Source organism: Enterobacter cloacae complex sp. P42RS (genome assembly GCF_014930595.1).
Lineage (GTDB): Bacteria > Pseudomonadota > Gammaproteobacteria > Enterobacterales > Enterobacteriaceae > Enterobacter > Enterobacter bugandensis.
In genome coordinates this window covers 267,756-280,035 of record NZ_JADBRK010000001.1, presented here as the reverse complement: position 1 = coordinate 280,035, position 12,280 = coordinate 267,756, and the positions used below count along the sequence as shown (strand labels likewise).

The following is a 12,280-nucleotide window of genomic DNA, read 5'->3' as shown; positions in this document are numbered from 1 at the left end:
ATTTCTGGAGAGTTTATGAGTCAGCAGGATGCCGCCAAAGAGCAGGCCAACACCCGCAAAAATGTGCGCATTGTTTCCGTTTTCACCGCCGCTGCCATCGGTATTGTTGGCGTGCTGGTCATTCTTTACGCCTGGCAGCTGCCGCCGTTTACCCGCCACGCGCAGTTTACAGACAACGCCTACGTGCGCGGCCAGACGACGTTCATCAGCCCCCAGGTTAACGGCTATATCACCGAGGTGAAGGTTCAGGACTTTGTGCAGGTCAAAAAAGGCGATCTGCTGTTGCAGATCGATGACCGCATCTATCGTCAGCGCGTCCATCAGGCCGAGGCGCAGCTGGCGATGAAAATTGCCGCGCTGAATAACAACCTGCAGCAGCGGAAAAGCGCCGAAGCGACCATTGCCAAAAATGAAGCCGCGCTGAAAAATGCCCGCGCCCAGAGCCTGAAAACCCAGGCGGATTTAAAGCGCGTGAAGGATCTGACGGCGGATGGGTCGCTTTCCATTCGCGAGCGCGATGCCGCGCTGGCCAGTGCGGCTCAGGGCAGCGCGGATATCGACCAGGCGAAAGCCACGCTTGAGATGTCGCGTCAGGATCTGCAGACGGTGATTGTGAACCGCGGCGCTCTGGAGGCAGATGTTGAAAACGCCAAAGCGGCGCTGGAGCTGGCGCAGATTGACCTGCAAAATACCCGCATTATCGCCCCGCGCGACGGCCAGCTCGGCCAGATTGCCGTGCGTCTCGGCGCGTACGTGACCGCCGGAACGCACCTCACTACGCTGGTGCCGCCGCAGCACTGGGTGATTGCCAACATCAAAGAGACCCAGCTGGCGGAGCTGCGCGTCGGTCAGCCGGTGAAGTTTACCGTCGATGCCTTAAACAACAAAGCGTATCAGGGCCGCGTAGAGAGCATCTCGCCGGCGACCGGGGTTGAATTCAGCGCTATCACGCCGGACAACGCCACCGGCAACTTTGTCAAAATCGCCCAGCGTATTCCGGTGCGTATTGAGGTGCTCGGTAAGCCAGAGGACTCCGCGCTGCTGCGTCCGGGTATGTCGGTGCAGGTAACCATTGATACGCGGGAGGCGAAGTAATGATCCTTCGCCCGATAGCCGCGCTGGTGGGGGCGCTCATGCTGGCCGGATGCCAGTCCGTCGACGTCAAGCCGGCGCAGCCGACCCTGCAAATTCCGGCTCAATGGCGCGCCGTCTCAGGGCCAGCCAGCCCGACGGAACAGCTCTGGTGGCGCAATTTTCATGACAACAACCTCAACCGCTATGTGGACCAGGCGCTAAAAAACAACAGCGATGTGCTGATTGCCCGCGAGCGGATAAACGAATATCAGGCGCGGGTCTTTGCCGCCGACGGCAGCCTGTTTCCCTCCCTCGGCGCAGGCGTAACCGGGACGCGCGCCCGTTCACAATCCGCTGCGACCGGGCTGCCGGTTTACGGCACATTGTACAAAGGGAGCCTGACGGCAAGCTATGACGTGGATATCTGGGGCGTCAACCGCAGCACCTCGCGCGCTGCCGAAGCCTCGCTGGCGGCGCAAAAAGCCGCCGCCGCCGCCGCGGATTTGACCGTCGCCTCGTCTGTGGCATACGGGTACGTCACCCTGCTCTCGCTTGATGAACAGCTGCGCGTGACCGAATCCACGCTGAAATCGCGCGAAGAGGCGTTTAAGCTTGCCAAACGCCAGCTTGAGACGGGCTACAGTTCGCGCCTGGAGCTGATGCAGTCGGATTCCGAGCTTCGCTCAACGCGAGCGCAGGTGCCCGTGCTGCGGCATCAGATTGCGCAGCAGGAGAATGCCCTGAGCCTGCTGCTGGGAAGCAATCCCGGTGCGCTAGCGCGTAGCGAAAGCTTTGCGGCGCTGACGCCGCTCACGCTGCCGTCACAGCTGCCCTCCACGCTCCTGAATCGTCGGCCAGATATCGTGCAGGCCGAGCGACAGCTGGTTGCGGCTGATGCCTCGCTTGCCGCGTCACGCGCCAGCCTGCTGCCGTCGATCAACCTGACCGCAACCGGATCGATCCAGGATCGCACCCTTTCCGGCCTGCTGGACAACCCGCTCCAGCTCTGGAGCGCAGGCGGCAGCATTCTCGCCCCGCTGCTGAACCGCCAGGCGCTGAACGCGCAGGTGGATATTTCCCAGTCCCAGCGTAACCAGGCGCTGTATGCGTATGAAAAAACCGTGCGTAACGCGTTTGCCGAAGTGAACAACAGCCTTGATGCCATTACGCGCTATCAGGAACAGCTGACGGAGCTGCTTGCCCAGCAGGATGTGGCCCGGGAGACGCTGCGCATTGCGCAGAACCGCTATCGCAACGGTTATTCATCCTATCTTGACGTGCTGGACGCGCAGCGCACGCTGTACTCGGTCCAGACCAGCGTGGTGCAGGTCAAAAATAACCTGCTGCTGGCGCAGATTGATTTGTATAAAGCGCTGGGCGGGGGCTGGGTCAATGCCTGAAGGCGCTTAACAGGCCTGGATTTCGTCACGTAGGCCGGGTAAGGCGCAGCCGCCACCCGGCGATTCCCCCTCAGGAGACAATCTATGCAACAACAGTGGTCTGCAGTTGATAATTTCATGATTTCTTCGCTTATTCCTGTCGATGACGTACTGAGCCAGGTACTGGAAAACAACAAGCGCGCCGGGCTACCCGAACACGATGTCGCGGCCAATCAGGGGCAGTTGCTGGCGCTGTTCGTGCGCATGACGCAGGCAAGACGCATTCTTGAGATCGGTACGCTGGGTGCCTATAGCTCGATCTGGATGGCGCGCGCCCTGCCGCCGGACGGAAAGCTGATTACGCTCGAGGCGGACCCAACGCATGCCGATGTTGCCCGCCAGAATATTCGCCTCGCGGGGCTGAACGATCGTATTGAATTAATAGAAGGCCCGGCGCTGAACTCGCTGGAGAATTTCGGTGACGTTCCGCCGTTCGACCTGATCTTTATTGATGCCGATAAGCCAAACAATCCCGGCTATCTGGAGTGGGCGCTGCACTACTCCCGCCCCGGCACGGTGATTATCGGCGATAACGTGGTCCGCGACGGCGAGGTCATTAACGGGCAAAGCGACGACGCGCGCGTGCTGGGCGTACGGCGTTTTATCGAGATGACGGGGGTTAACCCGCGCTTAACCGCCACCGCGCTGCAAACGGTGGGGGTTAAGGGATGGGATGGGTTTACGCTGGCGATTGTGAATGGGTGAAAAAATGTGCGGGCTGATGCCCTCACCCCGACCCTCTCCCACAGGGAAAGGGAGAAAACCGGGCAAGGACGTTAAGCGGAAATCTGCTCCATCGCCTGCAATATACGCTTATCCGAAATCGGATACGGCGTACCGAGCTGCTGGGCAAAGAAGCTGACGCGCAGCTCCTCGATCATCCAGCGGATCTCCTGCACATCTTCATCGTCGCGGCGCGCCGGCGGCAGCTTGTTTAACCACTGCTGCCACGCCTGCTGCACGCTTTCGACCTTCAGCATCTGCGCGCGATCGCGGTGCGGATCGATCGCCATTTTCTCCAGACGTTTTTCAATCGCCTGCAGATAGCGCAGCGTATCGCCCAGACGCTTAAAGCCGTTGCCGGTGACAAAGCCGCGGTACACCAGCCCCGCCATCTGCGCCTTCACGTCCGACAGCCCCAGCGCCATGGCCATATCCACGCGCCCCTTCAGGCGCTTGTTGATATTGAACACGGCGGTGAGGATCTGCTCGACCTGTTTGGCAATCTCCACCACGGTGTCGTTCAGCTCGGCGCGAACCTTGTCATGCAGCTTCGCAAAACCTTCTTCCGTCCAGACCGGGCCGCCCGCCTCGTGGATCAGCTTGTCCACGCCGCAGGAGATGCAGTCGTCAATCAGATCCAGCACCTTGCCGTACGGGTTAAAGTAGAGCCCCAGCTTGGCTTTGTTCGGCAGCTTCTCGTGCAGATACTTGATCGGCGACGGGATGTTGAGCAGCAGCAGGCGGCGCAGCCCGCGCCACATCATCTGCTGCTGTTCCTGCGGGTTATCAAACAGTTTGATCGCCACGCTGTCACGTTCGTCCACCAGCGCCGGCCAGGCTTTGACCTTATAGTTGCCGCGCTTCTGCTCGTAGCTTTCCGGAAGCTGGCCAAAGCTCCAGATATGCAGCCCGCTCTGCTCGATGCCGTCGTCCGCCACCGCAGAAAGCGTCTCCTGAACTTTGCCTTTCAGCGCCTCTTTCAGCTCGCTGAGGGAACGCCCTTCCAGCAGCTTTTTGTTTTTATCATTCACCACGCGGAAGCTGATTTTCAGGTGATCGGGCACCTGATCCCAGTTCCAGTCTTCGCGGTCGATGGTGGTGCCGGTCATGCGGCGGAACTCACGCTCCAGCGCGTCCAGCAGCGGCAGTTCCAGCGGCGTGACGCGGCCCAGAAACGCTTCCGCATAGTTTGGCGCTGGCACAAAATTGCGCCGCACCGGTTTCGGCAGGGATTTGATCAGCGCAATCACCAGCTCGCGGCGCAGGCCGGGAATTTGCCACTCAAACCCGCTCTCGTCGACCTGGTTTAACAGCGGCAGCGGAATGTGGACGGTTACGCCGTCCGCGTCGGTGCCCGGTTCAAACTGATAGGTCAGACGCAGCTTGAGGTTGCCCTGATGCCAGAAGTTCGGGTAGTCGAGCTTGCTGACCGACTCCGCCCCCTCTTTAATCAGCATGCTCTTTTCGAAGTTGAGCAGGTCCGGCGTCGCTTTGCTGGCCTTCTTCCACCAGCTGTCAAAGTGGCGGGCGGAGATAACATCATGGCTGATGCGCTGGTCGTAAAACTCAAACAGCGCCTCATCGTCCACAAGAATGTCGCGGCGTCGGGACTTGTGCTCAAGCTCTTCCACCTCGGCGCGCAGCTTCAGGTTTTCACGGAAGAACGCGTGGCGCGTCTGCCAGTCCCCCTCCACCAGCGCGTGGCGGATAAACAGCTCGCGGCTGAGCGCCGGATCGATCTGGCTGTAGTTGACCTTACGCGCGGCGACCACCGGCAGGCCGTAAACGGTCACTTTTTCGGTCGCCATCACCGCGCCCTGCGCGCGCTCCCAGTGCGGCTCGCTGTACGAGCGTTTCAGCAGGTGCTGAGCCACCGGCTCAACCCATTCCGGGTCGATGCGCGCGGCAATGCGCCCCCACAGGCGGCTGGTTTCCACCAGCTCCGCGACCATGGTCCACTTCGGCGGCTTCTTGAACAAGCCGGAACCCGGGAAGATGGAGAAACGCGCGTTACGCGCGCCGGTATATTCCTGCTTATCCGCATCCTTCATCCCGATATGGGACAGCAGGCCAGTCAGCAGCGCGATATGAATTTCGCGGTACTCCGCCGGTTCACTGTTCACCGGAATGCCCAGCTCTTTCACCACCTGGCGCAGCTGGGTGTAGATATCCTGCCATTCACGCACGCGCAGATAATTAAGGAAATCCACGCGGCACTGGCGGCGGAACTGGTTCGAGGAGAGCGCTTTCTGCTGCTCGCCGAGGTAGTTCCACAGGTTCACAAAGGCGAGGAAATCGGACTCTTTATCGTGGAAGCGGCGGTGCTTTTCGTCCGATGCCTGCTGTTTGTCCATCGGACGCTCGCGCGGGTCCTGAATGGAGAGCGCCGAGGTGATGATCATCGCCTCGCGCACGCAACCGTGCTTTTGCGCTTCCATTACCATGCGCGCCAGGCGCGGGTCGACCGGCAGCTGGCTGAGTTGGCGGCCCAGCGGCGTCAGCTTGTAGACCGTGGCCTGCTCGTCGGTAGTGATCGCCCCGAGCTCTTCCAGCAGACGCACGCCGTCCTGAATGTTGCGTTTATCCGGCGCTTCGACGAACGGGAACGCCGCGATGTCGCCCAGCCCCAGCGCGGTCATCTGCAGGATAACGGACGCCAGGTTGGTGCGCAGAATTTCCGGGTCGGTAAACTCCGGGCGCGACAGGAAATCGTCTTCGGAATAAAGACGAATACAGATCCCTTCCGACACGCGGCCGCAGCGGCCCTTACGCTGGTTAGCGGAAGCCTGGGAGACCGGCTCAATCGGCAGGCGCTGAACCTTGGTGCGGTAACTGTAGCGGCTGATGCGCGCCGTGCCCGGGTCGATAACGTATTTAATCCCCGGTACGGTCAGCGAGGTCTCCGCCACGTTGGTCGCCAGCACGATACGGCGTCCGCTGTGTGGCTGGAAGACGCGGTTTTGCTCGCTGTTCGACAGGCGGGCATACAGCGGCAGGATCTCGGTGTGGCGCAGGTCGCGCTTGCTGAGCGCATCGGCGGTATCGCGAATTTCGCGCTCGCCGCTCATGAAGATCAGGATGTCGCCCGCGCTCTCGTTGCCCAGCTCGTCAACGGCGTCGAAGATGGCCTGCAGCTGATCGCGCTCGGTATCATCCGCCTCTTCCACAATCGGGCGATAGCGCACTTCCACCGGATAGGTGCGGCCCGACACTTCAATAATCGGCGCATTGTTGAAGTGTTTTGAGAAGCGCTCCGGGTCGATGGTCGCGGAGGTGATGATGATTTTCAGATCAGGGCGACGCGGCAGCAGCTCTTTCAGGTAGCCAAGCAGGAAGTCGATGTTCAGGCTGCGCTCGTGCGCTTCATCGATGATGATGGTGTCGTACTGCATCAGCAGGCGGTCCTGCTGTATTTCCGCCAGCAGGATACCGTCCGTCATCAGCTTGACCATGGTGTTGTCGCTGACGTGGTCGCTGAATCGCACCTTGTAGCCGATGCAGCCGCCCGGCTCCGTCTGCAGCTCTTCGGCAATACGGTTCGCCACGGTGCGCGCCGCCAGACGACGCGGCTGGGTGTGGCCAATCAGCCCCTTCACCCCGCGGCCCAGCTCCATACAGATTTTCGGCAGCTGGGTGGTTTTGCCTGAACCGGTTTCCCCCGCGACAATCACCACCTGGTGGTCGCGGACGGCCTCAAGGATGTCCTGTTTCTTCTGACTGACGGGCAGGTTTTCCGGGTAGGTGATCGCCGGACGCGCGGCTTCGCGCAGCACAACCTTCCCTGCCGCCTGTTCAATCTCTTTGGCCATCTCCTGGTAAATGGCCTGTTGTGCATCAGGATTTTTAACCTTCTTCACGCCGTGCAGCCGGCGGGAAAACCGCTGTTTATCGCGCAGCATCAGGGAATCAAGCTGTTGCAGGAGCATCGGGAAGGTGATTTTGGGTTGTTCTGTCATAGCGTTAACGGGCAGTGCTCTGCCGGATAAAATCTCTTTTTAATGATTGCTATAGAGTACCACATTGACGCTTTTAGCGCCTTATTCAAAAAATTCGAACATAGGCTTCGATATATTGCGCTATCTCTGTGGCAAGATTGTGAATAAAGTGTCAACAAGCAACGGGGCCCCCCCTTCAATCAAATGCAACAACAGGAATCACCCATGAGCAAAGTATTAGTTTTGAAATCCAGTATTCTGGCAGGGTACTCTCAGTCTGGTCAGCTGTCTGATTACTTCGTTGAACAGTGGCGTGAACAGCATTCTGCAGACGAAATCACCGTGCGTGACCTGGCAGCAAACCCTATTCCTGTGCTGGACGGCGAGCTGGTTGGCGCGCTGCGCCCAAGCGATGCGCCACTGTCCCCGCGTCAGCAGGAAGCCCTGGCCCTGTCCGACGAACTGATTGCTGAGCTGCAGGCGCATGACGTCATCGTCATCAACGCCCCAATGTACAACTTCAACATTCCTACCCAGCTGAAGAACTACTTCGACCTGGTGGCGCGCGCTGGCGTAACCTTCCGCTACACCGAGAACGGCCCGGAAGGTCTGGTAAAAGGCAAGCGTGCGATCGTCCTGACCAGCCGTGGCGGTATTCACAAAGATACCCCAACCGACCTGGTTGCGCCGTACCTGAGCCTTTTCCTGGGCTTCATCGGTATCACTGACGTGAACTTCGTGTTCGCGGAAGGTATCGCTTACGGTCCGGAAGTGGCGACCAAAGCACAGACCGACGCGAAAGCCGCCATCGACAGCCTGGTTGCAGCGTAAGACTTCTCCCTCTCACCGCCCGGTGGGAGGGTTTTTCTTTTCCCCCGCATTTCGTTATCATCCGCTCCCACTCTCCAGCCGGGCGGCCTGATGTCTGCGATCATTGATTCTTTTATTGCCCCACCGTGTCACGATGACATTCAGATCCTCTGGCAGGATGAACATCTGCTGCTGATCGACAAGCCTTCCGGCCTGCTCAGCCTCTCGGGCAAAAATCCGCAAAACCTTGATTCCGTCCACTATCGACTGGTTCAGACGTTCCCGGGCTGCACGCTGGTGCACCGTCTGGATTTTGGCACGTCCGGGCTGATGGTGGTTGCGCGCAATAAGGCCATCAACGCGGCGCTGTGCCAGCAGTTCAGCCAGCGCAGCGTGGAGAAAGTCTACAGCGCCCTGCTTTGCGGCCACGTGGAAAATGATGAAGGGGTTATTGATGCGCCGATTGCCAAAGACCCGGCGCTGTTTCCACTGATGTCGATCTGCGCCATCACCGGTAAACCCGCCCGCTCTCGTTATCAGGTCGTGGAACGGTTTTATCAGGGGGCGGGACTGCCGCTAACACGCGTGAAACTGATCCCGGAGACCGGGCGAACCCATCAGCTGCGTATTCACTGCCAGCAGCTGGGACACCCGATTCTGGGCTGCGATCTGTATGGCGGTCTTGACGCGCCGGGGGTAGAAGACGCGCCCCGGCTGATGCTGCATGCCAGCGAGCTGAATTTTATTCATCCCGTGAGCGGAGAGCCGGTTAACGCCCGTCACGCCGCCCCGTTCTGAATGCGGTTTACCACATCAAATCATCAGGGATTTTGAAGTCCGCGTACGGATCGTCTTCGTCCTGCTCTTCCTGGCTGAGCGCGCTGTTTAACACGATGCTGTCGGCATCGCGCTGGGCAATTTTATCGGCCACTACTGCCGGAATGATCGCGTAGTCGCAGTCACCGTTAGCATTGAGCACCAGGCGCGCAATGGCCAGACGGCCGTTGATCAGCTGGGTTTGCGTCTGCTTGTCGACCTCAATTTTTTTGATCAGATTACCGTCGGTGAAGTTAAAGGTGATATTGCCCTTCGCCACGGTAATGCGGTTCATCTCGATCAGCTGCTTCACCTGCGCTTTAAACTCTTTCGCGAGTACGGCCTGCTTCTGCTGCTCGCTCAGCAGCTTGTCACGCTCGATCTGCGCCTTCTTGTTCTCTTCTACCGCTTCCCGAGCCTCACGTGCCTGAACGCGTGATTTCTTTGCCGTGCGCTGCACTTTCGCCGCTTTCTTGCTGCTGACCAGGCCCGCTTTCAGCATCTGCTCTTGTAAGGTGAGTTTTGTCATGATCGTTTCTAAACCGGTTGGAAATTTTGGGGATTATAGCGGGAATTGAGGATGGTGTACCAGAGAAGCAGATATGCCGTTTAGCTGCCTGAATCTGGTTCATTATTGATTCAACATAGACTCACGCTAACGCCTAAAAAAATGGTTAAAAATTGCCTGGTTATTTTCTTAAAAAAAATGAGCAGTTCATAAATATGATGTGGGTTGAATATCTGTGTTCGCTTCAGGCGTAGGCTGCTTTTTCTTATTAAAGAATGAAAAAATATGCCCTTGAAAGAAACAATGTTGCTTAACGATAAGGATTCGGCATGTTCCGACTCTACCGGTCACATGATTTAACACGGCAATTAAGCCCTGGAGATTTTCAATACATTCTCACGCCGGCAGGTTCGCTGAAAGAGGCATGTATACATTATGATCTGTCTTATGAAGCTAACGGTCAAAGCCTCTCTTTTGGTCTCCCCAAAAAAATATACAGCGTGTCCCCATATAAAAGGCCGTATGAGCGAAAAGGTCGCGGCTACGCAGATCCGATTTATGATGAGGTTGAGCACGAGCTGCAAATTGGCTGGCTTGTTGGTGTAGATACCTCCAGGCGCTGGAGCAGCGACCGGAATCCATTTTACATCGACGACAACGGCGATCTGATGTTTACTCCTACAGCCTCATCCTGGCATGCATGGTATAAGGACTCAATCATGAGTGCCTACCGGCACGTTATTGCCGATCGGCAAGGCAGGAAGCCTGCCCCCACTCAACGGATACATTATGATTATTACGGACCAACAACAGCACGATCGGGGAAAACGCTGAACAGTAAAACCGTTGGCCACCTGCTGGCCGCTGGCGGTGTATATAACGGCAACATTGAAGGGTTTCATGAAACCGCGCAGCAGCTTGGCGGGGATGCTCCAGCGGGTTACGATCAAGTGATGAATAACAAAGGGTTAATTATTACGGGTGCCTCTGTTGCAGCAGGATTAACAATGGGCAGGTTGAATCCTCTAAGCGAGATAGATGAAATATCGGGTCTCAGTAAAATACCAACGTTTGAAAGCCCTTATGTAAAAGGTTTCACATCTGAAAGCGGTACGTTAGTGAACGCTGAACACGCCATTATCGATCCGAAAAAGCTCGCAACCTATGCTTTAGATTCAACACATCCTACAGGTGGGCACAAAGCCAGGGTGTTTGAGTCAGCGCTGGGATATAACCCAACTAATGCAGATGTTTTAGCAGCAAAAATTCAGGAAGGCGTATTATCGGTCCCAGCAAAAGTGTTGCAGGCCAACAATTACGGTCAAACAATGGCTGTCGATATGCCCATTTTAGGCGTCAACGGTGAAACAGCGATCGTGCGTACAGGCTGGATGTATGAAACTGACGCGCTAGTTCCTCGCCTGACAACCCTATTCGTTAAATGAGAAAACAAAAATGAAAAGAGCCGAATTAGACGTTGTGGTTTTAGACGAGGATATACCGGATGAAGGACTGGTAAAAGGGGCTGTTGGTACGATTGTTATGGTTTTCGATACTCCGACACTGGGCTATCTTGTCGAATTTTGCGACGAGGAAGGAAGAACAATAGCAATGCCTGCTTTGCTACCCGCTCAGCTAAAGAGTTATTTCATTCCTGGCACCCTCAAAACACGGTTGGTTCGCCCTGAATAAAGTGTGATTGAAAGCGTAAGCCTGCAGTATGAAAAAATTAGCTGGCGCATCGTCGATGGGAACATCATGCACAGCGACGCCTGGGACGAACGTCCTACAGCATAGCCCAAAGGGGCCCGATGCCCCTTACTCTTTCACTTCCCTGCCTGAAGCAATCTGAAGTTTCCACTCAGCGTCTCCCTGTTCATGAACTTCCCTCATGTTGCATTGAAATTAAGTCACTTCCCCTGCGCCGCGGGCTCAGGCATAAATTATGCATTGGTAACTTCTTAGCAACATGAACTTAGGATGCATAACCACAATGAGCAAAGCTTTCACATATACCCTTAAGCGCAGTTGCTTCGATGAGAATTACAACCCGTCAGAAAATACGCGTACGACCACCAACTTTGCCAACCTGGCGCGTGGGGAAAAACGTCAGGAAAACCTGCGCAATACGCTGGTGATGATCAACAACCGCTTCAATGCCCTGGCGCGCTGGGATAACCCGACCGCCGATCGCTACGCGGTTGAGCTTGAAATCATCTCTGTCGATTTGAACATTGGCGCGGAAAAGCCGTTCCCGGCCATCGAGATTTTGCAGACGTATATTGTCGACAAAAAAAATAACCAGCGTATCGCAGGCATTGTCGGGAATAACTTCTCCTCTTACGTGCGGGATTATGATTTCAGCGTCCTGCTGCTGGAGCACAACAAGAACCAGCAGCACTTCAGTATTCCGGAAAGGTTTGGCGAACTGCACGGCAATATTTTCCGCCATTTTGTGAACTCGCCGGAATACAAAGAGAACTTCAGAAAGGGCCCGGTGATCTGCCTGAGCGTCTCGAGCAAAGACACTTATCGCCGCACCGGTAACCAGCACCCTGTTCTGGGTATTGAGTACGCGCCGGATGGCGAATCGTTAACGGAACTGTACTTCGCCAAAATGGGCCTGAAGGTCCGCTACTTCATGCCTGAGAACAGCGTGGCGCCTTTCGCGTTCTTCTTTACCGGAGACTTGCTGAGCGATTACACCGATCTGGAACTAATCGGCACCATCAGCACGATGGAGACGTTCCAGAAAATCTATCGCCCGGAAATTTATAACGCGAACTCGGCGGCGGGACTTTTTTATCGCCCGGACCTGAACCAGCAGGATCATTCATTAACCAAAATTATTTATGACCGCGAAGAGCGAAGCCGGCTGGCGATTGAACAGGGTCGATTTACCGAAGAATATTTCATTAAGCCTTATAAACATATTCTCGAGCAGTGGTCTGATAACTACACGCTTTAATTCATCA

The 12,280-nt window shown here is 56.5% G+C and carries 9 protein-coding genes and 2 pseudogenes; 9 read left to right on the top strand and 2 right to left on the bottom strand.

What is annotated here, in order from left to right; genetic code table 11:
* Positions 1 to 15 precede the first annotated feature (15 nt).
* The 3 genes from IM314_RS01340 to IM314_RS01330 all read left to right on the top strand — a co-directional run bounded on the left by IM314_RS01340 (position 16) and on the right by IM314_RS01330 (position 3,218).
* The gene (locus IM314_RS01340; RefSeq protein ID WP_041910088.1) at positions 16 to 1,095 is read left to right on the top strand and encodes an HlyD family secretion protein; all 1,080 of its coding nucleotides are present in this window, start codon (positions 16 to 18) and stop codon (positions 1,093 to 1,095) included.
* Complete coding sequence (locus tag IM314_RS01335) at positions 1,095 to 2,474, top strand: efflux transporter outer membrane subunit (RefSeq protein ID WP_193358268.1); 1,380 nt, start codon at positions 1,095 to 1,097, stop codon at positions 2,472 to 2,474. The genes IM314_RS01340 and IM314_RS01335 overlap by 1 nt, the downstream gene beginning before the upstream one ends.
* Before the next feature lie 84 nt (positions 2,475 to 2,558).
* The gene (locus tag IM314_RS01330) at positions 2,559 to 3,218 is read left to right on the top strand and encodes an O-methyltransferase (protein WP_193358269.1); all 660 of its coding nucleotides are present in this window, start codon (positions 2,559 to 2,561) and stop codon (positions 3,216 to 3,218) included.
* Positions 3,219 to 3,289: 71 nt separating this feature from the next.
* Here IM314_RS01330 and hrpA read toward each other — a convergent pair whose 3' ends face one another.
* Positions 3,290 to 7,192, bottom strand: a complete 3,903-nt coding sequence (gene hrpA / locus IM314_RS01325; protein WP_193358270.1) for an ATP-dependent RNA helicase HrpA — start codon at positions 7,190 to 7,192, stop codon at positions 3,290 to 3,292.
* Positions 7,193 to 7,396: 204 nt separating this feature from the next.
* On the opposite strand from hrpA, the gene azoR reads away from it, so the two are divergent.
* Positions 7,397 to 8,002 (top strand): FMN-dependent NADH-azoreductase, encoded by a 606-nt coding sequence (azoR, locus tag IM314_RS01320; protein ID WP_008502313.1) that lies wholly within the window; start codon positions 7,397 to 7,399, stop codon positions 8,000 to 8,002.
* A 90-nt stretch (positions 8,003 to 8,092) separates the two neighbouring features.
* Positions 8,093 to 8,779 (top strand): RluA family pseudouridine synthase, encoded by a 687-nt coding sequence (locus tag IM314_RS01315; RefSeq protein ID WP_193358271.1) that lies wholly within the window; start codon positions 8,093 to 8,095, stop codon positions 8,777 to 8,779.
* A gap of 7 nt (positions 8,780 to 8,786) precedes the next feature.
* Here the strand turns inward: IM314_RS01315 and IM314_RS01310 are convergent, their stop codons facing one another.
* Positions 8,787 to 9,326 carry a DUF2058 domain-containing protein gene (locus tag IM314_RS01310; protein ID WP_041910098.1) on the bottom strand — a complete coding sequence of 180 codons (540 nt, stop codon included), beginning with the start codon at positions 9,324 to 9,326 and terminating at the stop codon, positions 8,787 to 8,789.
* A gap of 308 nt (positions 9,327 to 9,634) precedes the next feature.
* On the opposite strand from IM314_RS01310, the gene IM314_RS01305 reads away from it, so the two are divergent.
* The 4 genes and pseudogenes from IM314_RS01305 (at position 9,635) to IM314_RS01290 (ending at position 12,273) form a co-directional block, all read left to right on the top strand.
* Entirely contained in the window at positions 9,635 to 10,750 is a 1,116-nt protein-coding gene (locus tag IM314_RS01305) for a DUF6883 domain-containing protein (RefSeq protein WP_193358272.1), read from the top strand.
* A 10-nt stretch (positions 10,751 to 10,760) separates the two neighbouring features.
* A pseudogene (locus IM314_RS01300) lies at positions 10,761 to 10,985 on the top strand (DUF4926 domain-containing protein); the annotation flags it as partial.
* Positions 10,986 to 11,003: 18 nt separating this feature from the next.
* Positions 11,004 to 11,102, top strand: a pseudogene (locus IM314_RS01295) (type VI secretion system tube protein Hcp); the annotation flags it as partial.
* A 196-nt stretch (positions 11,103 to 11,298) separates the two neighbouring features.
* On the top strand, positions 11,299 to 12,273 hold the full coding sequence (locus IM314_RS01290; protein ID WP_045261399.1) for a DUF1852 domain-containing protein: 975 nt from the start codon (positions 11,299 to 11,301) through the stop codon (positions 12,271 to 12,273).
* Positions 12,274 to 12,280 lie beyond the last annotated feature (7 nt).